At 52.7% G+C, this 21677-nt stretch carries 22 protein-coding genes and 2 tRNA genes; 12 read left to right on the top strand and 12 right to left on the bottom strand.

From position 1 onward, the window contains the following. Window positions 1-7: 7 nt before the first annotated feature. The 4 genes from pqiA (at window position 8) to rmf (ending at window position 3906) form a co-directional block, all read left to right on the top strand. The gene (gene pqiA / locus ACCW76_RS11850; RefSeq protein WP_436338616.1) at window positions 8-1291 is read left to right on the top strand and encodes a membrane integrity-associated transporter subunit PqiA; all 1284 of its coding nucleotides are present in this window, start codon (window positions 8-10) and stop codon (window positions 1289-1291) included. Beyond that, a complete protein-coding gene (gene pqiB / locus ACCW76_RS11845; RefSeq protein ID WP_436338615.1) occupies window positions 1263-2906 on the top strand; it encodes an intermembrane transport protein PqiB in 1644 nt (547 codons plus the stop codon). The genes pqiA and pqiB overlap by 29 nt, the downstream gene beginning before the upstream one ends. After that, window positions 2903-3469, top strand: a complete 567-nt coding sequence (pqiC, locus tag ACCW76_RS11840; RefSeq protein ID WP_034820450.1) for a membrane integrity-associated transporter subunit PqiC — start codon at window positions 2903-2905, stop codon at window positions 3467-3469. The genes pqiB and pqiC overlap by 4 nt, the downstream gene beginning before the upstream one ends. Window positions 3470-3738: 269 nt before the next feature. Then, window positions 3739-3906 (top strand): ribosome modulation factor, encoded by a 168-nt coding sequence (rmf, locus tag ACCW76_RS11835; RefSeq protein WP_007887362.1) that lies wholly within the window; start codon window positions 3739-3741, stop codon window positions 3904-3906. 66 nt (window positions 3907-3972) lie between these two features. On the opposite strand, the gene fabA is transcribed toward rmf, so the two are convergent. Both fabA and ACCW76_RS11825 read right to left on the bottom strand, forming a co-directional pair. Beyond that, window positions 3973-4491 carry a bifunctional 3-hydroxydecanoyl-ACP dehydratase/trans-2-decenoyl-ACP isomerase gene (gene fabA, locus ACCW76_RS11830; protein ID WP_436338614.1) on the bottom strand — a complete coding sequence of 173 codons (519 nt, stop codon included), beginning with the start codon at window positions 4489-4491 and terminating at the stop codon, window positions 3973-3975. A 67-nt stretch (window positions 4492-4558) separates the two neighbouring features. Next, the gene (locus tag ACCW76_RS11825) at window positions 4559-6421 is read right to left on the bottom strand and encodes an AAA family ATPase (RefSeq protein ID WP_045831668.1); all 1863 of its coding nucleotides are present in this window, start codon (window positions 6419-6421) and stop codon (window positions 4559-4561) included. A gap of 53 nt (window positions 6422-6474) precedes the next feature. Between ACCW76_RS11825 and matP the strand changes: the two genes are divergently transcribed. After that, the gene (matP, locus tag ACCW76_RS11820) at window positions 6475-6942 is read left to right on the top strand and encodes a macrodomain Ter protein MatP (protein ID WP_141399037.1); all 468 of its coding nucleotides are present in this window, start codon (window positions 6475-6477) and stop codon (window positions 6940-6942) included. Window positions 6943-7033: 91 nt separating this feature from the next. On the opposite strand, the gene ompA is transcribed toward matP, so the two are convergent. Beyond that, window positions 7034-8104 carry a porin OmpA gene (gene ompA / locus ACCW76_RS11815; RefSeq protein ID WP_283228504.1) on the bottom strand — a complete coding sequence of 357 codons (1071 nt, stop codon included), beginning with the start codon at window positions 8102-8104 and terminating at the stop codon, window positions 7034-7036. A 349-nt stretch (window positions 8105-8453) separates the two neighbouring features. Beyond that, entirely contained in the window at window positions 8454-8945 is a 492-nt protein-coding gene (gene sulA / locus ACCW76_RS11810) for an SOS-induced cell division inhibitor SulA (protein WP_436338613.1), read from the bottom strand. 222 nt (window positions 8946-9167) lie between these two features. Between sulA and ACCW76_RS11805 the strand changes: the two genes are divergently transcribed. After that, entirely contained in the window at window positions 9168-9806 is a 639-nt protein-coding gene (locus ACCW76_RS11805; RefSeq protein WP_436338612.1) for a TfoX/Sxy family DNA transformation protein, read from the top strand. On the opposite strand, the gene yccS is transcribed toward ACCW76_RS11805, so the two are convergent. Together yccS and ACCW76_RS11795 are read right to left on the bottom strand one after the other, a co-directional pair. Further along, window positions 9792-11930, bottom strand: a complete 2139-nt coding sequence (yccS, locus tag ACCW76_RS11800) for a YccS family putative transporter (protein WP_436338684.1) — start codon at window positions 11928-11930, stop codon at window positions 9792-9794. The two genes, ACCW76_RS11805 and yccS, sit on opposite strands and share 15 nt — an antisense overlap. Before the next feature lie 12 nt (window positions 11931-11942). Next, window positions 11943-12386, bottom strand: a complete 444-nt coding sequence (locus ACCW76_RS11795; RefSeq protein ID WP_034820431.1) for a YccF domain-containing protein — start codon at window positions 12384-12386, stop codon at window positions 11943-11945. 123 nt (window positions 12387-12509) lie between these two features. Between ACCW76_RS11795 and helD the strand changes: the two genes are divergently transcribed. Then, window positions 12510-14564, top strand: a complete 2055-nt coding sequence (helD, locus tag ACCW76_RS11790; RefSeq protein ID WP_436338611.1) for a DNA helicase IV — start codon at window positions 12510-12512, stop codon at window positions 14562-14564. 3 nt (window positions 14565-14567) lie between these two features. Here helD and ACCW76_RS11785 read toward each other — a convergent pair whose 3' ends face one another. Then, window positions 14568-15029, bottom strand: coding sequence for a methylglyoxal synthase (locus ACCW76_RS11785; RefSeq protein ID WP_034820416.1), 462 nt, complete (start codon window positions 15027-15029; stop codon window positions 14568-14570). A 67-nt stretch (window positions 15030-15096) separates the two neighbouring features. After that, window positions 15097-15723: a YccT family protein gene (locus ACCW76_RS11780; RefSeq protein WP_436338610.1), complete on the bottom strand. Its 627-nt coding sequence runs from the start codon at window positions 15721-15723 to the stop codon at window positions 15097-15099. Window positions 15724-15898: 175 nt separating this feature from the next. On the opposite strand from ACCW76_RS11780, the gene ACCW76_RS11775 reads away from it, so the two are divergent. Then, on the top strand, window positions 15899-16321 hold the full coding sequence (locus tag ACCW76_RS11775) for a CoA-binding protein (protein ID WP_045816240.1): 423 nt from the start codon (window positions 15899-15901) through the stop codon (window positions 16319-16321). Between the two features lie 32 nt (window positions 16322-16353). On the opposite strand, the gene hspQ is transcribed toward ACCW76_RS11775, so the two are convergent. Beyond that, complete coding sequence (gene hspQ / locus ACCW76_RS11770) at window positions 16354-16671, bottom strand: heat shock protein HspQ (protein ID WP_034820407.1); 318 nt, start codon at window positions 16669-16671, stop codon at window positions 16354-16356. Window positions 16672-16729: 58 nt separating this feature from the next. Continuing rightward, window positions 16730-17920 carry a 23S rRNA (cytosine(1962)-C(5))-methyltransferase RlmI gene (rlmI, locus tag ACCW76_RS11765; RefSeq protein ID WP_038647742.1) on the bottom strand — a complete coding sequence of 397 codons (1191 nt, stop codon included), beginning with the start codon at window positions 17918-17920 and terminating at the stop codon, window positions 16730-16732. A gap of 82 nt (window positions 17921-18002) precedes the next feature. Between rlmI and yccX the strand changes: the two genes are divergently transcribed. After that, a complete protein-coding gene (gene yccX, locus ACCW76_RS11760; RefSeq protein WP_038647740.1) occupies window positions 18003-18281 on the top strand; it encodes an acylphosphatase in 279 nt (92 codons plus the stop codon). On the opposite strand, the gene tusE is transcribed toward yccX, so the two are convergent. Then, window positions 18282-18608 (bottom strand): sulfurtransferase TusE, encoded by a 327-nt coding sequence (tusE, locus tag ACCW76_RS11755; RefSeq protein ID WP_038647738.1) that lies wholly within the window; start codon window positions 18606-18608, stop codon window positions 18282-18284. It lies immediately after the preceding gene. A 100-nt stretch (window positions 18609-18708) separates the two neighbouring features. Continuing rightward, window positions 18709-19365: an FtsH protease modulator YccA gene (gene yccA, locus ACCW76_RS11750; RefSeq protein WP_034820380.1), complete on the bottom strand. Its 657-nt coding sequence runs from the start codon at window positions 19363-19365 to the stop codon at window positions 18709-18711. A gap of 224 nt (window positions 19366-19589) precedes the next feature. Between yccA and ACCW76_RS11745 the strand changes: the two genes are divergently transcribed. The 3 genes from ACCW76_RS11745 to agp all read left to right on the top strand — a co-directional run bounded on the left by ACCW76_RS11745 (window position 19590) and on the right by agp (window position 21670). Further along, window positions 19590-19677: transfer RNA gene (locus tag ACCW76_RS11745), tRNA-Ser, on the top strand. Window positions 19678-19712: 35 nt separating this feature from the next. After that, a tRNA-Ser gene (locus tag ACCW76_RS11740) sits at window positions 19713-19800 on the top strand. A gap of 256 nt (window positions 19801-20056) precedes the next feature. Beyond that, window positions 20057-21670, top strand: a complete 1614-nt coding sequence (gene agp / locus ACCW76_RS11735; RefSeq protein ID WP_436338609.1) for a bifunctional glucose-1-phosphatase/inositol phosphatase — start codon at window positions 20057-20059, stop codon at window positions 21668-21670. Window positions 21671-21677: the final 7 nt, after the last annotated feature.

The following is a 21677-nucleotide window of genomic DNA, read 5'->3' as shown; positions in this document are numbered from 1 at the left end:
CGTCAGTATGTGTGCAACGGATCAGGCGCATCAGTGGATTCTCTGTCCACAGTGTGATTTAACCGTAAAACTGCCTGCCGTGCCGGTGGGCAGTCGCGCGCGCTGTCCACGTTGTCATACCACGCTGACGGCTAACTGGCATGAGCCGCGAAAACGTCCCACCGGGTACGCTTTCGCGGCACTGTTTATGCTGGTGTTGGCGAATCTGTTTCCCTTCATCAATATGCATGTGGCCGGGCTGAGCAGCCAAATCTCGCTGCTCGATATTCCCTCGGTGATGGACCGAGAAGATTACCGCAGCCTGGCGACACTGTTCCTGCTGTTCGTGCAGGGAATTCCCGCGTTTTGCATGATCACCATTCTTCTGTTGGTGAATCGCGTGCGTATGCCGCACAGCTTGCGTCTTGGGCTGGCGCGTATTTTATTCCAGCTACGCAGTTGGGGCATGGCCGAAATCTTTATGGCGGGCGTGCTGGTGAGCTTTGTGAAACTGATGGCCTACGGCGAAATTGGCCTTGGCAGCAGCTTCTGGCCGTGGTGTCTATTCTGTGTATTACAGCTGCGCGCATTTCAGTGTGTAGATCGGCGCTGGGTGTGGCAGAGCATTGATCCACTCCCGGCATTGCCGAGGGTGCCGCAAGCCGGAATCAGTGGGTTGAAGCAGGGACTGCGCAGTTGTCCTTGCTGTACCGCTATCTTATCTGTCGGGCAGGCTGAGTGTCCCCGCTGTGGCGTGGTCGCTGCACCGCGACGTAAGCACAGCTTGCAATGGACGCTGGCACTCTTGATCACCTCGGTGATGCTGTACATTCCCTCAAACATTATGCCGATTATGGTTACCGAGACGCTCGGCTCGCAGTATCCCTCGAACATCATGGCCGGGGTGATTCTGCTGTGGAGCGATGGATCCTGGCCAGTGGCGCTGGTGATCTTTATCGCCAGCATCATGGTGCCTTCACTCAAGATGCTGGCAATTGCCTGGCTATGCTGGCATGCCAGCGGTCGTGGTCAGCGTGATGATGAGAAAATGCACGTGGTGTATGAGGTGGTGGAATTTGTTGGCCGTTGGTCAATGATTGATGTCTTTGTCATCGCTGTGTTATCCGCGCTGGTGCGGATGGGGCAGCTGATGAGTGTTTACCCTGCGCCAGGCGCGCTACTGTTTGCCATGGTGGTGATTCTTACCATGTTTGCAGCGATGACGTTTGATCCGCGCCTGATTTGGGATCGATTACGGGAAACTGAACGAAAGGAGCCGCGTCTTGACGGACAACCATCACGGGACTGCTAAGGTCGACCAGATTAAACGCTGGTCACCGGTCTGGATTGTACCCATCGTCACGCTATTCATTGGTGGCTGGATTTTATTTTATCATTTCAGCCATCAGGGCCCGGAGGTGACATTGATCACCGAAAGCGCTGAAGGTATTGAGGCCGGAAAAACCACCATTAAGAGCCGCAGTGTCAATGTTGGTGTGGTGGAAAGTGCGGTATTAACTGACGATCTGCACCATGTGGAGATCAAAGCACGCCTCAATTCTGGTATGGAAAAACTGTTGCATGCCGACAGCGTATTCTGGGTGGTGAAACCGCAAATCGGGCGCGAAGGGATTACCGGTCTCGGCACATTACTTTCGGGTGCCTATATTGAATTGCAGCCAGGCACGAAGGGCGATCAACCTGAGCACTATCAACTGCTGGATGCGCCACCTCTGGCACCGCCGGATGCCAAAGGCATTCGCATCACACTCGACAGTAAAAAGGCCGGACAGCTAAATGCGGGCGATCCGGTGCTGTTCCGTGGCTATCGCGTGGGTACGGTTGAATCCAGCACCTTTGATACCGATAAACGCATGATGACCTATCAACTGTTCATCGCCGCCCCTTACGATCGTCTGATCACTACCAACGTCCGTTTCTGGAAAGACAGCGGCATCGCCGTCGACATGTCTGCCTCCGGCATGCGGGTGGAAATGGGTTCACTGACTACGCTGTTTAGCGGTGGCGTAAGTTTTGATGTGCCAGATGGCGCGGAATTGGGGCAGATCGCCGAGAATAAAGCGGAATACCATCTGTTTGACGATCAGCGCAGCATCCAGGATTCGTTGTATACCACCCACACCGATTTCCTGCTGTTCTTTACCGATTCGATTCGTGGCTTGCAGGTCGGCGCACCGGTTGAGTTCCGCGGCATTCGTCTGGGGACCGTCTCGCAAGTGCCTTACACCATTCCAGGTGTCAATCAGGCGTTGAATAACGATTATCGTGTTCCGATATTAATTCGCATCGAACCGGATCGCTTTATCAGCCGTCTGGGCGGAGATTTCAACCTTGAGCAGCATCTGCAGGATGGCAAGAAGCGAGGTCTGCGCGCCACGCTGAAAACCGGTAACCTGTTGTCGGGTGCGCTGTACATCGATCTGGACTTCTATGACAACGCACCGGCGTATAAAGGTCCAAATGAGATTGCGGGCCTGGAGGTGATTCCAACGGTCAGTGGTGGATTGAGTCAGATCCAGCAGAAGCTGACGGCAGCGCTGGATAAGATCAACGGTCTGCCATTAAATCCGATGATTACCGAAGCGACAGGCACCCTGAAAGAGAGCCAGCGTACGATGCAGCAACTGCAGAAAACTCTGGATAACCTCAATCACATCACTGCCAGCCCGGCGATGAAAACGCTGCCAGAAGATATGCAGCAGACGTTGCGCGAGTTGAATCGCAGCATGAAAGGCTTGCAGCCGGGTTCACCGGCTTATAACAAACTGGTGGGAGACATGCAGCGACTCGACCAGGTGCTGCGCGAATTGCAGCCGGTGCTGAAAACGCTCAATACCAAGAGCAATGCATTGGTGTTTGAAGCCAAACCGGGCCAGGATCCCCAGCCAAAGAGGGCGAAACAGTGAAAAAAGGGCTGATTATTGGTGCGATGCTGCTCCTGGCAGGTTGTAGCAGCACCATCGAAAACACCTATTATCAACTGCCTGCGGGCAGCAACGTCGCGCGTGTAGACAGCGCATCCAGCGGCAACCAGCCAATGATTTGGGTCGAGCAGGTGTCGGTGCCGGATTATATGGCAGGGAACGGTTTGGTGTATCAAACCAGCGATGTAAAGTATGTGATTGCTGCCAATAACTTGTGGGCCAGTCCGCTGGATCAACAACTACAACAGACATTGATCAGCAACCTCAGCAAAGCGCTACCGGGCCGAATTGTTGCCAGTGCTCCGCTGGGTGAAAGCCATGATACTTTGACGGTGAATGTGACCGGTTTCCAGGGTCGCTATGATGGCCAGGTTGTGGTGAGCGGAGAATGGCTCTTGCAACATCAAGGGCGCTTAATCAAACATGGCTTTAATCTGACTCTGCCGCAAAACGAAGATGGCTATGATGCGCTGGTGCGGACTCTGGCTATCGGCTGGCAGCAAACGGCACAACAAATCGCAAAAAGTGTCATTTCGCTAAATTAAGATTTGTTCGATGCTTATGCTAAGTCCCTGATTTGCCGTTGTGTGACGGACATCAAATCAGGGGCTTTTTTTATCGTCTTATCAGCCAGATATACACGGAATTGACAATTATAGATGTCGTTTTAACGTCAAAATGATGACATTGGCGTGAATTTTGCGCATTGATCTTTCTTCTGCTTGGGGTTAGAACATTACTGTGGTTGAACATTATATCGCCACTCTTTCTTTCCACCCAGAATCCACCAGACCTGAAATGAGGGAATCGAGGCATGAAGAGACAGAAAAGAGACCGCCTGGAACGTGCACATTCACGAGGCTATCAAGCGGGTATTACAGGCCGCTCAAAAGAGATATGCCCCTATCAAATGATCGATGCGCGGTCTTACTGGTTGGGAGGTTGGCGTCAAGCCATGGAGGACAGGTCGGCGGTGGCCTAGCACTGTCGGATGTCCATAAATGAAGGAAGAAACCTCCGCTGAATGCGGAGGTTTTCGTTTGGGGAATTAGAAAGCAGAGGTGTCTTTAAACAGACCCACTTTCAAATCTGTCGCGGTGTAAATCAGGTTACCGTCAACGAAGACTTCACCATCAGCCACGCCCATCACCAGCTTGCGGTTGATCACGCGCTTGAAGTGAATTTTATAAGTGACTTTCTTCGCGGTTGGCAGTACCTGACCGGTGAATTTCACTTCGCCCACGCCCAGTGCGCGGCCTTTACCTTCAGCGCCTAACCAGCCGAGGTAGAAACCAACCAACTGCCACATGGCGTCAAGGCCGAGGCAGCCAGGCATGACCGGATCGCCTTTAAAGTGGCAATCGAAGAACCACAGGTCAGGGCGGATATCCAGTTCGGCTTCCACAAAACCTTTGTCAAATTTACCGCCGTCTTCGGTCATAATGACCACGCGGTCCATCATCAACATGTTATCAGAGGGAAGCGGCGGTCCATTTTCGCCAAACAGTTCACCGCGACCTGAGGCAACCAGGTCTTCTTTGCTATAGGATTCGCGTTTATCTACCATGTTCTCAATATGCCTTCTTTTAGTGAAGCCCGAATATTAGCGAACAGTTGTACGCTGGGCAAATCAATCAGCTGTGGTTGAACCAGTTGAGCCAGCGGAATGGCCACGGACGATGACGAATTTCCTGCTGGTTCAGCTGTGCAATACGTTCCTGAATGGTATTGAGCAGTGACTCGCCGCTCTCACTTTGCCATGCGATACCGGTTAATAAGGGTAACGCTTCATCCACGCTTTCGATTGCCCAGATGTGGAATTGCTCTTGCTTCACCGCATCGACCACAGCTTCGCTGAGGCTCAAATGGCGCACATTGCTGGCTGGCAGAATAACGCCTTGTTTACCTGTCAGCTCGCGTGACTGGCAAATGTTGAAGAAGCCTTCGATTTTTTCATTCAGGCCGCCAACAGGCTGCACATTACCAAATTGGTCCACGGAACCGGTCACCGCAATATGCTGGCTCAGTGGCTGGTTGGCCAATGCGCTAATCAGCGCGCAGAGTTCGGCCAGTGAGGCGCTATCGCCATCCACTTCGGAATAGGACTGTTCAAACACTAACGAGGCTGAGAAGGGCAGCTGTTGCTCGAGTTCAAGTTCAGCTATCAGATAAGCTTGCATAATCATCATGCCTTTCGCATGAATATTACCGCCCAGCTCGGCTTTACGCTCAACGTCAGTGAATTCACCATCACCTGGATGAACAACACAGGTGATACGTGACGGCTCGCCCCACGGACGCGGATGACCAGGAAACTCCACTACCGACAGACCGTTAATCTGTCCCACCACTTCACCTTCAGTTTCAATCATAATCTGATTGAGCAGAATTTCGTCACGCATGCGGTCAGCCAGGTAGCTTTCACGCCATTCGCGCGCTTCCAGTGCTTCTTTTAATGCTTCAGCATTGATGACGTCACCGTGCAGCGCGGTTTCCTGCAGCTGACGGCGTAACCAGCGCGGGCAGAGCGGCAGGGTTTCTTGATCACCCGTGAAGCGAACCGCCTCATTGATCAAGAGCGGCCAGAAGTCGGCTGCAGGCTGGTCCAGACCGGCTTGTTCAGCTTGCGTGAGCGTCCACTGGCACCAGAAGGTCATGTCCTCTTCATCGGTGATCTGCAGGTTCTCTTCGAACTCGCTGTACAGTGCCATTTCATGCACTTCTGCATCCAATTCCTGGAAGCTGGCTAACGCATCACGATCGCCACAAAGTACCAGGCGCAGTTGCAGCGGCAGGGAAGGGATGGCCACTGGCAACGGTTGGCGTTCGTCCTGCGAATACCAGTCAAAGCGGCCTTGCTCGATGCACTTACGCAGACGCAGCCATAGCAGTGGTTGAGCCAGTAGCGTATTCACGGAGAGGATTAAAGTGCCGCCATTGGCTTGATGAATCAATCCTGGCTCGGGCTGGATACGATCTTTGTACTGACGCACACAACCAAACAGCTGTTCTGCTTCAATCCAGTCGGCAAAGTGAACACCGCCCTGACTGGTGAAGGGCCGGTTAGCATCGCTGGGCGGCATCAGGCTGACCGTGTCGCCCATGACATGATAGTCACCGCCATACAGCGCGATCTCTTCAGGCTGGAAGCGCTGCGCAGCTTCGGCGATGCACGCGAGATAATCGCTGTTTTCCTGGCTGCGTAATAGCAACAGAGGAAAACCTAAGGTTTGATGATGCAAATGCGCCAGCGCATTCAGCAGACGCGGCTGAACCGCGGCAAGACTATCGCTATCTTCCAGTGAGACGTTTGAGAAAATGGATTGGTAGCGGATGCTATCCGGCTGCAGGGCTTGCCACGTAATTTGAGTGCTGGTCAAAATATTCGCATTAGTCAGATTTAGGAAAAGCGCGATTATACAGGAATCAACCTTGTTAAGCACTGCGGAGTTCCAGCCCGAAATGTGATGACCACTACATGTTTTTCCTTGCTGCATCCGGGAAAAAAGCTGTTATTCTTAGTTTGTTACGTGATCACGATGAGATTCCGATGAAATACCAGCAACTCGAAAATCTTGAAAGTGGATGGAAGTGGAAATACCTGGTGAAAAAGCATCGGGAGGGTGAATTGATCACCCGTCATCTTGAGCTTAGCGCCGCGCAGGCTGCGGTGGATGCCTTACTGGCGATGGAAAATAGTCCAGTAGAGGTTGCGGAATGGATAGCTCAGCACATTCACCCAGATCTCGAGAACCGTCTGAAGCAGACTATTCGTGCGCGCCGTAAGCGGCACTTTAATGCGGAACATCAGCATACGCGTAAGAAGTCGATCGATCTTGAATATCTGGTGTGGCAGCGTTTGGCAGGATTGGCGCAGCGTCGCAGCAATACGCTATCAGAAACCATTGTGCAGTTGATTGAAGATGCCGAGCGTAAAGAGAAGTATGCCAGCCAGATGTCAACGCTTAAGCAGGATCTGCAGGCGATTCTGGGTAAAGGCGGATCAGAGAACGAATAGCGCTGATGTGTGCAGGATGATGGTGTTGTGAGTCAGTTGAAAAGAGATAAAAAAAACCCCGCCAGAGCGGGGTTTTTTATTGCGTGATAACTTAAGCCTGTGGCTGAGTTACAACGTCTTTGATACCTTTCACGTCGATTTCAACGCGACGGTCTGGCGCCAGGCAGTCGATCAGGGCATTACGGCCTTTCACGCTGTCACAGGTGTTGCCAGTTACTGGGTTAGATTTGCCCATACCGCGTGCAGAGATCTTGTTAGAAGGGATACCTTTAGAAACCAGGTAATCAACTACAGACTGAGCGCGTTTCTCAGACAGTTTCTGGTTGTACTGCTCTGAACCGATACGGTCAGTGAAGCCCAGTACTACAACAGAACCGTCTTTAGGATCCATTGAGCTCAGCTGGCTGTACAGCTGATCCAGAGCCTGCTGGCCTTCTGGTTTCAGAGTCGCTTTGTTGAAGTTGAACAGTACGTCAGACTTCAGAGTGAAACGCTTGGTTTCAACAACTGGCGCTGGAGCAGGTGCTGGAGCAACAACTGGTGCTGCTTCTTCATCCTGACCGAAACGGTAAGAAACGCCGACGCTCAGCATGCTGTTGTCTGGACGCGCACCAACGGTACCTGCGTCACCGATGTTGTTAACCCACTGGTAGTCCAGGCGAGTCGCCCAGTTTTTGGTCAGTGCATATTCAACACCAACAGCAGCCAGCGGAGAAACGCCGGTGTCGTGGTTGCTGATGCGACCAACAGTTGGGTTGGTCTGAGTAGAGTCTGCACGCCATACCATGCCGCCCAGACGGGTGTACACGTCGAAGTCGTCAGTGATTGGGTAGCTCAGTTTAGCAGCCAGCTGAACGCCTTGTGCTTTGAATGCGCCGTTGGTCACGCTGCCTTTGTTAGGCATGCGGCCCAGCCAGTCATAGCCCAGCTCGAAGCCCAAGTACGGGTTAGCCTGGTAGCCCATGAATGCACCAGCACCCAGCTGAGATTCGTGAGTTGGACCGTTGTTGTTCTCGTAGTCGTTACCGTAGTAACCAGTATCGTGATACTGAGACCAGCCCAGTTTAGCACCGGTGTACCAGGTGTTATCTTTAGGAGCGGCCTGCGCTACGGTAGCGAAGCCAGCCAGTGCCACTGCAATTGCGATAGCTGTCTTTTTCATTTTTGCGCCTCGTTATCATCCAAATAGGCAATGAGCAAAAAGGTTGCTCTTTGTGTTAATCCTTCGCCGGGTCTAAACGCTCGCTTTTGACTCTACCGAAAAAACGGAGGTTATTGAGCACCCTGGCGAGATAAAGTCTACAACGAGATTGGAAAGTTACAAGTATGATGTGAGGCCAGCCAGCAAAAAAACAGGGATTTATACACACATTTTAACAAATCACATGGCAAAATCTTCGCCAGCGAATTGAGAAAATGCGGCTAAACCATTGTCAAAGCTGGCGGGAAAAGAATCAGTGGCTTAGCAGCATCCTTAAGAAAAAAAAGCGTGAGAAAATTCCTGGTTTTACTTAATGAAACAAATCCGACGGAATTTTTGGCGTATTTGGTTGTCTGGACAAGACGCGATCGTGACCTTGCGGACGCATAATCAAACCCAGTGCTTCACCTTCTGCCGCTGCCATTTCGAGTTCAAACCGTTCTTCATCATTCAATTCGTACGGAATCCAGGCCAAAACCACACTATAATTTCCCGTGCGCAGAGCCTTCACCATACTTTCCACTGTCGTGAGTCGTTCAGATTCGGTGATATGCATACTTTTCTCAAGCGGTAATCCTGACTGCTGCATCCAGCTGCGATTCAGCTTATGCGCGGGTGTTAACCACAGCTGCCAGCGGGACTGTTCGCTGAGTTGCTTTAACACCGGCAACAGCAGTAACTGCATCATGCCAGGTTGTTCGCTGTAACGTAGTTCAGTAATTCCACCCAGAGAAGGCTGCGTCAGGCTTGAAGAAGCAAAACGTTGAGAACGATCAGCAAGGCCAGAGAATTGAGTACGCATATTTTATATCACTCAGTAATGAACTGTATGGATGTACAGTAATGTCTTCCTGGATAAAGATCAACCTCAATTTCTGAAAACACCTCGCAAATTGTGCACAACGCACACAGCAAATGCTTTTATTCATTGAACAGCTAATGGGTTTTTTCTATCTTCTAACCAGATGAAAACCCAGGATTTTAAGGAATTTTCTCGAATGAGAATTCACGGAAAGGAGCTGTAATGAAAACCAACAATCCACTCGTTAAACAATCCAAAACACAGCTGGCGCCGCTGGGAAAGATCGAATCCCGAACGCAATTTGGTGGCTATGCGCTGACAGTAGAAAAGGTCATTTTTGCGTATATCAATGAAGACGCGCTTTACCTGCGTGCCAGTGAGGCATTGCAGACTTACCACACCCAACGTGCTCTTGAACCGCTGGTCTATCGCAAACGCGGCATACCGGTGCAGCTAAATTACTTCAAAGTGGATGCAAAGCTTTGGCAGGATCCTGAGCAACTATTGCGGTTGTCGGCCAGTTCGCTGCACGCAGCACAGCATGAGTTGGCAAACCGGACAGTGACCTTACGGCTGAAGGACCTGCCTAACCTTAGCCTGCGCATGGAGATGATGCTGCATAAAGTTGGCATCAGTTCAGTGAAAGTGCTGCATGAAATGGGATCGCGCCAGAGCTGGCTCAAACTGCGTGCCGTTAACAAACATATCGGGCTGAAAACGTTAATGGCATTGGAAGGGGCGATTTCCGGACATCACCAGGCAGCATTGCCTGCAGCGATCAGAGATGAGCTCTACGCGTGGTATGTCAAAACGCTCCACCCAAAAACGCGGTGGAGCAACGTTAACTTAATGACTGGATAATGTGCGGCGCAGGCGGGCAATTTCTGGCAGCAGGGCAATCAGTAAACCCAACTGCTGCATCACCAGCGGCGCCTGCGCGTCCGAACTGTTTTTGATATCACTTAATTGCTGCATCACCTGCTGCTGCATGGCTAATGCCTGCTTGTCGTCAACGCGTTCAATCTGCAGCACATCTTCAACAAAACACACTGCATCGTCTAAAATTTTGAGCAATGCGGGATCAGAAAGCCGTTCGCGATGTGCGCCCAGCGCTGAGATGTAGCTCAGGAAAGAGTGATTCAGGCACAGTAACCGGAACGCGTTTTCACGCTGCGGCTGCTGAAGTTTAACTTCGCTACTCATGTTCGAGACCACCGATGCTAATTCCGCATCGGCATTGTGAGCATCACGGCGCGCCACACGATAAGCCAGACGATTATCTTTGCCCTGATGATATTGCTCCAGGATGGCATCGAGATAACGACAATTGGCATTCAGCGTGCGGTCCGCCACGGCGCTAATTTTACGAAAACGCCAATCGGGCCAGACAAATGCCACTGCCAGCCAGGCCAGTCCGCAACCTAACAGTGTGTCAACAATGCGTGGCAACGCCACCTCAAAGCCTTCGCCCAGCAGGTTAAAGCAGAGCAGTACCAGCAAGGTGATGAACAGTGTGGCTTGCGCATACTGAATCTGACGAAAGGCAAAAAACAGTACGCCACTTAGCACGATGAGAATCAGTTGCCCTTCAATAGAGGGCACTAACCACAGTACCGGTAAGCCAATAGCGATACCCGCTAGTGTTCCACCAATACGTAAGGCGAGCCGGCGGCGTGTGGCATTGTAGTTAGGCTGGCAGACAAACAGACTGGTGAGCAAAATCCAGTAGCCGCGATGAAGACCGGTAATCTGAATAAAAGCGTAGCCAACGCAAAGCACGAGGGACATGCGTACAGCATGGCGGAATAATGCTGAACCTGGACTCAGATGACGGCTTAGCCGTAACCGGATATCCGCCCATCCGCTCAGCCCCTCACGCGAAAGATGGTTATCTGCTGAGGCAGGTGGTTCGGCCAGCGCTTGTTCAGATTCAATCGAGGCCAGTTGCGCATCAATCGCACGCAAATTACGCAGCAGCCAAAATAGCGCGCGGATGTGAGGATCCTGCGGATCATTCTGTTGCAATCGTTCCAAAGCTGTTTCAAGCCGGGAGAAGGTGCGCTCAAAACTGCTGTCGTGATGCCATGGCTGGCGTAGCAGGATGCTCTCAGCCAGCTTGCGACAGGCTTGAGCTTGCATATTCAACAGGCGCTGAAAGCGGAACAGCACTTCGTTATAGCGCCAGTCATCGCGCAGCAGGTGATATTGCAGATGGGATGAGCTGGCGCGTTCGTGAATATCCTGCGCGACGAAATAGTAGTGCAAACTGCGACGTGTGCTGCGCGATCCGCGGTCGCCGCGCAAGCGACTCTGAATGGTGGTTTTCGTCTGATTGAGTTGCGCCACCAACTGGCTGTTCACCATCGCCGTGGCAATGGTACTGGCATCATCCTGTTCACCTGCATCTGGATCGAACAAATTAGCCTTGGCCTCCAGATAACTCGCTAACTGAGAAAAGCTGGCCGCCAGTTGCTCCTGCACCGGCCGTACCGGGAAAATCAAATGACCGATAAATGTCAGCAGATTGTACCATAGCGCACCAATCAATAGCAGGGCGGGCTGCATCCACCATTGAGGGAATAAGCCAATACCCAACATGGTATAAACCGCAATGAGCAGCGCACCAAATGCGATAGTGGCATAGCGCTGCCCCAGAGCGCCAAGCAAAATGAAGCCCCAGCTCGAGAGCGCCAACCCGATGGCAAAGGCCCACGGATAGGGAAACAGCAACTCAACCGATACCGAAGCGATGCAGAAACAGACCAGCGTAATCATCAGATTGCGCAGGCGGCCAGTCCATCGATCATCCAGATCGGCCAGCGCAGCCGCCACCACGCCGAGCGTCAAAGGAATGGTCCACTCTATTTGCTGCAGCCACCAGGGAACGGCAGCGCACCCTGCCAGCGCGAAGAAGATGCGCAATAAATAACGCAGGCTGCTATTGAACAAATAGCGTCGCCATCCCGGCATCGCGTTCAGAAGCATCAATCGTCCGCCTTAGTATCGACGACGCGCATTCGCTTCACGCGCGGCCTGAGCCTCTTCCACCGAGACCACACGGCGGCCTACGGGCCAGAGCGCGATAGCGGCAATTTTGAAGTTAGCGATACCGACGGGGATACCGATGATGGTCAGGCATTGGATGATGCCAGCTGAAATATGCATCAGACACAGCCACCAGCCGAAAAACACCAGCCAGAAAATGTTGAGGAAGGTTCCGCCCGCATTCAGCACATGGCTTTTACTGTCAGGGCGCAGCACATCGACATGCACCGCTTCATTACCAAAGGGCAGAAGTGAAAGTTTAGTTATTTCCCAGCAGGATCGCGTTAAAGGCAGGGTAAAGATAAGCACAATGCTGACAAGCGTGGCAAACAGCCAGCTTAGCGTGGTGAACACGCCACCCAAAACGAAGTTAAGAATATTCAATACGGTGCGCATAACACGATTTTCCTTTTGCAATCCGCAATATGTGTCGCCCAGTTTAACGTGTTTTAAGGCTGGAGCGCCAAGGGTCTGACAGGTAAACTGCGCGATAATTGAATTCCACAAGACGGTGCGGACATGGAACTGAAAGCAACATCAATGGGCAAACGTCTGGCTCAGCATCCCTATAATCGGGTGCGTCTGCTGGCCGCTGGCGTGGAAGTCAGTGGCGATCGTCACGAATATCTTATCCCGTTCAATCAGTTAATCAGCATTGCCTGTAAACGCGGCATGGTTTGGGGAGAGCTGGAATTTCACTTGCCAGAAGATAAGGTTGTACGCCTGCATGGCACGGAATGGCAGGAGACGCAGCGTTTCTTCCACTACTTGCAGCATGCCTGGCAGCAGTGGAGCCAGGAGATGAGCGAAGTCAGTGCACAAGTCTTGATGGCTCTGGAACAGGAGATCATCACCTTCACGCAACAGGATCGCTGGTTAAAGCGCAGCGAACTGGCTACGGTAAAAGAGAGCATTCAACGCCAATTTTCCGCCTTACCGTTGCCACTCTCACGCATGAATGAGTTCGATAATTGCCGTGCGCGCTGGCAGTTTTGCCAGCAGTGGTTAGAGCAAGGTGAAACCGCCATTCGCCAGCGCAATCGTGAATGGACGTCGAAGGTCATCAAGGACTACCACGAATTTTTCTCCACTGTCGAAACCACACCGCTCAACGCTTCCCAGTGCGAAGCGGTGGTCAACGGTGAAGACGCCTTGCTGGTGCTGGCCGGTGCGGGAAGTGGTAAAACCTCGGTGCTGGTGGCACGCGCCGGCTGGTTGTTGAAACGCAAGCTGGCACAGCCGGAGCAGATTCTGTTGCTGGCGTTTGGTCGCCAGGCGGCCGAAGAGATGAACGAGCGTATTCAGCAGCGCTTAGGTGAGAGTGCGATTCAGGCGCGAACGTTTCACGCGCTGGCATTGCACATCATCCGCGAAGGCAGCAATAAGCAGCCGGTGATCAGCAAGCTTGAAAGTGACAGCAAGGCGCGGCGGCAACTGCTGATCGACACCTGGCGCGAACAGTGTAATAGCAAAAAAGCGCAGGCGAGCGGTTGGCGCCAATGGTTACAGGAGGAACTGGCGTGGGAGGTCGCTGAAGGCCCATTCTGGCAGGATGACAAGTTGGCGCAACGGCTGGCCTCACGCATGGAGCGCTGGCTGGGGCTGATGCGTATGCACGGCGGTGCGCAGGCCGCCATGATTGCCGATGTGCCAGAAGAGTATCGCGATAATTTCAGTAAACGCGTGAAACTGATGGCCCCGCTATTAAAAGCCTGGAAGGGTGCGTTGAAAGAAGAGGGGGCAGTCGATTTCTCCGGGCTGATCCATCAGGCGATTGCCATTCTCGAAAAAGGGCGCTTTATCAGTCCGTGGAAGCATATTCTCGTGGATGAGTTTCAGGATATCTCGCCACAGCGCGCCGCTTTATTGACTGCGTTACGTCAGCAGAATAAGCGCACCAGTTTGTTCGCGGTGGGCGATGACTGGCAAGCAATATATCGTTTCAGCGGTGCCGAGATGAGTCTGACCACGGCTTTCCACCACTACTTTGGAGATGGCGATCGCTGTGTGCTGGACACCACCTATCGTTTCAATGATCGCATCGGTGAGATTGCCAACCGCTTTGTGCAGCAGAATCCCCATCAGCTGCGCAAGCCGCTCAACAGTCTGAGCAAGGGGAATAAGAAGTCAGTCACGCTGCTGCCGCAGGAGCAACTGGAACCGCTGCTGGATAAATTAAGTGGCTATGCGAAACCGGAAGAGCGCGTGCTGATGCTGGCGCGCTATCACCATTTGCGTCCGGGCATCCTCGATAAAGCCAAAACACGCTGGCCGAAATTGCAGATCGATTTCATGACCATCCATGCCAGCAAAGGGCAGCAGGCAGATTTTGTTATTATGCTGGGGCTGCATGAGGGGCGCGATGGCTTCCCCGCCGAGGCACGTGAATCGATTATGGAAGCGGGATTATTACCCCAGCCGGAAGATTTCCCGGATGCTGAAGAGCGGCGGTTGGCCTATGTGGCCATTACCCGTGCACGTCAGCAGGTGTGGATGTTGTTTGATAAAGATCGGCCTTCCGTTTTTGTCGAACACTTCCGCGAATTGGGCGTGCCGCAAAGTCGGAAGGCCTGAACATTACGCTTTCAGGCGGTCGGCAAGATAGCGCTGATAATCGGGGATTTGGATCTCAAACTGCTGGGCGAACATCGGTGCCTGAATAATGAAATCTGCGGTGGCGCGATTGGTCGCCACCGGGATATTCCACACGGTGGCCAGACGTAGCAGGGCTTTGACATCGGGATCGTGCGGCACCGCATTTAACGGATCCCAAAAGAAGAACAACACATCGATTTTCCCTTCAGAGATTAAAGCCCCCACTTGCTGATCGCCGCCCATCGGGCCGCTTAGCATGGCGTTGACGTCTAAACCGGTGTGGCGATTAATCAGATTACCGGTGGTGCCGGTGGCATAGAGCACATGCGGTTGCAGCGCGCTCTGGTTGGCTTTGACCCACTCCAGTAGCGTTGCTTTGCAGTGATCGTGGGCAACGAGGGCAATGTGTTTCTGAACGTTAAGGGTACGAACGGTCTGCTCCATAGGGCTTCCTGTTTCTTCTCATGCATTAATTTTAAGGCATGAGTTTACCCCTGACATTTCAACACTATCAACTTGCGCGTAAGGTTTTCATCCAACTGATAAATCTCAGGCGTGTAGCAGCATCAAAACGCTGAAACCACTGTTGCAGATAAGGTAACTCACCCACATCCTGCCAGGCAAAATCGAGACTCATCTGGGCATCCGACGCACTCACCGATTGCAGCGCAAAGCGAGGAACCGATGCCGCCTGGGCAGTACGGTTATAATTCAACATGGCCTTTTCCAGATCGCTATCACTACCCTGTGGTAAGCGATCGCGCACGCTGGTGATTTCATTGCCTCGTTCATCAACTAACTGGAAATTGAGCGCCTTATCGAACGTGCTGCGTTCCCGGCGGTTGGCCAGAGCGGGTAAACGAATCGCGACTGAGGTGGCGCTGGCATTGAACGTGACGATCATCGGCACCGACTGAAAATGCGTGGCATCCGCACAAGGTTTTTCAACGCGAAACAGGAATTGATGCTGCCCACGCTCCAGCTCCAGGCTGTCCGCGCCTTTCAGCAACGAGCCTGAGATTTTGCGACCATCGAGCACCAGCAAATCGATTTCAGGATCGAGTTTCAGGGTGATGGCATGGCAGGATGCCGATACGAGTAACACGAGTAAACTCGTAACAGCCAAAGACAGCTTCATTTCAACTCCCGGAGGATGGGGATTAAGGGTGATGTGTAGCAAATTATTACATTATGGCAGTAAATTTACATTTACACATATTTATTCGTGCTGAGGCGCAAAGTTTTTATCCGAGGGGCTTGCACTGTGTCACGCAATGGCAACTACACTCAGGCGAACGAACAAGGAGAAAAAAATGAATGATCAAACGATTCGTGATGTGTTGAGCCGAACCAAACGCATTGCATTGGTCGGGGCGAGCGATCGCGCCGATCGCCCAAGCTATGGTGTGATGAAGTTTTTGCTTGATCAGGGTTATGAGGTTATTCCGGTGAGTCCAAAACTGGCTGGACAGCAATTGCTGGGGCAGACCGCTTACGCCACGCTGGCAGAAATTCCGGGTAAAGTGGATATGGTAGATGTGTTTCGCAATGCTGAGGCCGCGTGGGGTGTGGCACAGGAAGCGATTGCCATTGGTGCCGATACGCTGTGGCTGCAATTGGGCGTGATCAATGAGCAGGCGGCTGTGTTAGCACGAGATGCCGGCATGACGGTGGTGATGGATCGTTGCCCTAAAATTGAAATTCCGCGCCTGGGCATAGCGCCTCTGGCACAGTAAAACAGCAACGGCGACCAAGGTCGCCGTTAGCATTAATGGCGCAGGCTGGGTGCCTGCAACTGCTGCCGGATAGAAGCGGCGAGTTCATCCATCGAAGGTTGCTCAGGATGCTCATACGACGTTTCACCTGCTAATTGAATTTCGGCGACATAGGTGTGTACCTGTTCGCCTTCTTCATCTTCCATCACCACGTGATACCAGGGTGCGGCACGCAGGGTTTCACTGGCGGCCACATCATCCTGTTCGGGTTCATCGAGTGAAAACTCCGGGTCGACATCCACGATAACGCCGAGCACCCCGGAGAGACGGTGACGGACCTGCTGTCCAATTCCAAATTTACTGGTAATCATTGTGCCTCCCAAAACTGTGCCCTGTCTCTAATATGGAGGCAGGGTGCAGATTTTCAAGTCACAGCACGCGGCAGGCAAATCCTTTCAGATAAAGCCCTTCAGGGTAGCTCGCGATCACGGGATGATCGGCTGCCTGACGGAACTGCTCAACAAATTGTACATCACGACCCGCATCGACTGCGGCATCGGCGATAATTTTCTGGAACAGATCGGTGGCCATCAGTCCTGAGCATGAGAATGTCAGCAGAATGCCGTTAGGATTGAGCAACTGCATCGCCAGCATATTGATATCTTTATATCCGCGGCAGGCGCCCATCAGCTGGTTCTTGTTCTCAACAAACTTCGGCGGATCCATCACAATGACGTCAAACTTTTCGCCGCTGTCACGATAGCGACGCAGCAGTTTGAACACATCATCACGAACGAACTGTGCACGCGATAGATCGAGGCCATTCAGCTCCACGTTCTGTTTCGCTACATCCAGCGCATCCTGTGACGTATCCACGCTGATCACTTCACGGCAGCCGCCCATCAAAGCTGACACGGCAAACCCACCGGTGTAGGAGAAACAGTTCAGCACACGAGCGTTCTCAGCGTAGCGACGCGTGGCAAAACGGCTGTCACGTTGATCAAGGTAGTAACCGGTTTTATGGCCACCCTGAATATCGACCAGCAATTTCATACCGTGTTCGGTAATCGGCAATAGCGGCGGAGGCAGCTCGCCGGTCACCGGACCTTGCGTCAGTTCCAGTCCCTCTTTTTTGCGCACGGCAACATCAGAACGATCGTAAATAGCGCAAGTTGGGAAGCATTGCTGCAAAGCAGAGAGAATCGCCGGACGTTGATATTCAGCCCCGGCAGAGAGCAGTTGCAGCACCATAAAGTTGCCGAAACGGTCAATGGTCACGCCAGGCATGCCGTCCGATTCACCGGCAATCAGGCGATAGCTATCAAGGCCATCGCGCTGCGCAAGCCATTCGCGCCACTGCTGCGCTTTTTCGAAAGCACGCACAAAAAAGGCGATATCGATTGACTCATCCTGCTGCCAGCTCCAGACGCGCGCGCGAATTTGTGACTGCGGGGAATAAGCGGCACGGGCCAGCCATTTACCATTGCTGTCGCAGACATCAATGGTTTCACCAGACTGGGCTTTGCCTTCCATACGGGCAACGGCACCTGAGAACACCCACGGATGGCGGCGGAGCAGGGATTTTTCACGTCCCTTAGCGAGAATCAATCGAACAGTCATGTTTGCTATGCTTACCTGAAAAAATGAGGCGCCATTTTCCGGTGGATGGCGGCAAATTGCAACGCACAATGGGGAGATCGCCATGGCGAACACTTGCTATAAAATTTGGGTGCACGGTATTGTGCAAGGCGTGGGCTTTCGATATTACACGCAGTCACAGGCCAATAAATTAGGCGTTACTGGCTATGCGCATAATCTGCGTGACGGCAGTGTTGAAGTACTGGCCGCTGGCGATGAACAAAAGGTGGATGCGTTAATCGCCTGGTTAAAAGCAGGTGGGCCGACCAGCGCTCGGGTTGATAAAGTGCTGGTGGAACCTCATCAACCCACGCCGATGCCCACGCGATTTACGACTGGCTAATTACAAACACTTGGCAGGTTTTGGCAAACCGGCAATTTTAGTGGCTTGTTTTGCCGGACCTTCCGGGAACAGTCGGAACAGGTAACGGCTATTGCCTTTTTCCTCGCCATATTTCTGCGCCATGGCTTTCACCAGCATGCGCACCGCAGGGGAAGTATTGAACTCCTGATAGAAGGCGCGCACAAAGTGCACCACTTCCCAGTGAGCCTCACTCATCACAATGGCTTCATTCTCCGCAATCACCGCAGCGAGTGCTTCGCTCCAGTCCGCACTATTTTTTAAGTAGCCTTCCGCATCGGTGGCGATCTCTTTACCGGCAAAAATCACAGTTATTCCTCACAGCATTAAGGCGCGTATTGTAAGTTCGCCTGCGGTAAAAAAGCAAAAACCCCGCCGAAGCGGGGTTAGTCGTGTTAACTGCAATGACTTAATCTTTGCTGGCGAAACCTAACAGGCTCAGCAGACTGACAAAGATATTGTACAGCGAGACATACAAGCTCACGGTGGCGCGGATGTAGTTGGTTTCGCCACCATGAATGATGTTACTGGTTTCCCACAGAATCGCACCCGCAGAGAACAGGATAAACAGCGCACTGATCGCCAGATGCAGCGCTGGTAGTTGCAGGAAGATATTCGCCACAACCGCAACCAGCAGCACCACGAAGCCAGCCATCATCATGCCGCCGAGGAAGGACATGTCACGACGTGTGGTCAGGACGTAGGCCGAGCAGCAGAAGAACACCAGCGCCGTGCCGCCCAGCGCCATGGCAATCACATCGCCCATGCCCGCAGCGAGGAAAGAGCTCAGAATGGGACCGAGGCAGTAGCCGAGGAAGCCGGTAAAGGCGAAGGCCGCCAGAATCCCTGCCGGGCTATTTGCCAGACGATAGGTCAGGAACATCAGACCGTAAAAACCGACCAGCATCAAAATTAAGCCCGGAGAGGGCAGAGCAAACACGGTGCTGAGCGTGGCGGTGACCGCGGAAAACGCCAGCGTCAGGCCCAGTAAGAAGTAGGTATTGCGCAGCACTTTGTGGGTGCTGATCAGCGATTGCTGCTGTGACGAGCTAATAATTCTATCCATCATGCGCTCCATTATAGAGAGAGAACACCAAATATGGCCTGAGAATACGCAACGGCTCCCAGACAGCAAAGTCGTTTTACCCATCTTTACGCGATAAATTGCTGTTTCACTGAGCAGAATGGTGATTTTGACAGCGAAAAAATGGATTTTGGCTGTTTTTCAGGCGAACGATTCAATCGACGCTTTACATCGTTCGGGGGGATGTTTATAGTGCGCCTCATTGCGGAGGGGTGGCCGAGTGGCTTAAGGCAACGGTCTTGAAAACCGTCGATGGGAAACCATCCGAGAGTTCGAATCTCTCCTCCTCCGCCATCACTCTTGCAGAGTGAAGTGACAAAAAGATTTCCGGAGGGATGGCCGAGTGGCTTAAGGCAACGGTCTTGAAAACCGTCGATGGGAAACCATCCCAGAGTTCGAATCTCTGTTCCTCCGCCATATTAAAGAAGCCCGCAGAAATGCGGGCTTTTTGCTTTTCTGCGTTCCTGAATTCCGAAAAACATCCCGTTGCTTTTCAATCTGCTGCCGTAACCCGACGGCACGCGCGTTTACTGCTATATTCCATTCACGGTTTTTGTAAACATCTGGCGATTTTCCGAGGCAAGCTGGGTTACACTGTGCGGTAATTCGCTCAATGGCGAGCTAATCGTTTGAATGCCAGAGTGTTTCACTGATGAATTATGGAATAGGCACAATGATCAAGAAACTGAGTCTTTGCGCGTTGTCAGTTATCGCTGCGCTCCCGATCGGTATGTCTGCTTACGCGGCAGATGGAGATATGCAGTTACAGCAAGTGCTGATGCTGAGCCGTCACAATCTGCGCGCACCGTTAGCCAACAACGGCAGCGTGCTGGAACAATCCACTAAGAAGAATTGGCCGCAGTGGGATGTGCCCGGCGGCGAGTTAACCACCAAAGGCGGCGTGCTGGAAGTCTACATGGGTAATTATACCCGTCAGTGGCTGGCACAGCAGGGCCTGGTGGAAAGCGGCACCTGTCCGGACAGCAGCAACATCTTCGTCTATGCCAATAGCCTGCAACGTACGGTAGCGACCGCGCAGTACTTCATTACCGGTGCTTTCCCGGGCTGTGATATTTCCGTGACGCATCAGGATGCGATGGGAACCATGGATCCTATCTTTAATCCGGTCATCACCGACGGTAGCGACGCATTCAATAAGAAAGCGCTGGCGGCGATGACGGCTGCGAATGAGAAGCTGGCGCTGAAACCGGCTTTCCAGCAGTTAGAAAAGATTGTTGATTATAAATCTGCACCGGCCTGTAACGGCAAAAAACAGTGTGATCTGAGCAGCGGCGATAACACCTTCAGCGCGGAAAATGGCAAAGAGCCTAACGTGAACGGGCCGCTGAAAATCGGTAATTCCCTGGTCGATGCCTTCACGCTGCAATATTACGAAGGTTTCCCCGCCGATCAGGTGGCCTGGGGACAGATCAAAACCCCTGAGCAGTGGAAATCTCTGGCAGCGATCAAAAATGGTTATCAGGATGCGCTGTTTACTTCTCCCGATGTTGCACGTGAAGTGGCAGCACCGCTGGTGGATTACATCCGCAGCCAGTTAGTGGATCAAGACAAAGCGAACGCACCGAAAGTCACGGTGATGGTGGGGCACGATTCGAATATTGCTTCACTGCTCAGCGCATTGCAGGTTAAGCCATACGAGCTGCCGGGCAACGATGAGAAAACGCCTATCGGTGGCCAGGTGGTGTTTGAGCGTTGGCACGATGCTAAAAACAACAAAGACCTGCTGAAAGTGGAATACGTTTATCAGACCGCAGAACAACTGCGTAATGCCGATGTGCTGAGCCTGAAAAACCCGCCGAAGCGCGTCACGCTGCAACTGGCAGGCTGTGATGCCGATGCCAACGGTTACTGCAGCTGGGATCAGTTTGCTACCGCGTTGAATACTGCTCTGCAGGGCACACCGCTGCAGCCGGCTGCTCCAGCAGCGCAGCCAGCGGCACAACCTGCGCCTGCTGCCAATGACGACGCTAAGGCCAAAGCAGATCAAGCCGCGGCTGATAAAGCGGCCGCCGACAAAGCCGCAGCAGATAAAGCAGCGGCGCAGAAAGCGGCTGATGCTAAAGCAGCTGAAGAGAAAGTGAAGGCGGATAAAGCGGCTGCGCAAAAAGCAGCAGAGGATAAAGCGAAAGCCGAGAAAGCCACCGCGCAGAAAGCGGCGGAGGACAAAGCGAAAGCTGATGCGGCTGCAGCGCAGAAAGCGCAGTCAGATGCGACGCCAGCCAAGCCGGAAGGCGAAGCGGCAAAACCGGCACCTGCCAGCAACTAACGTTGCT

It is taken from the genome of Pantoea sp. C8B4, assembly GCF_051336905.1.
In the GTDB taxonomy this organism is placed as follows: Bacteria; Pseudomonadota; Gammaproteobacteria; order Enterobacterales; family Enterobacteriaceae; genus Pantoea; species Pantoea rwandensis_B.
This window is presented reverse-complemented; position numbering and strand designations above follow the sequence as displayed.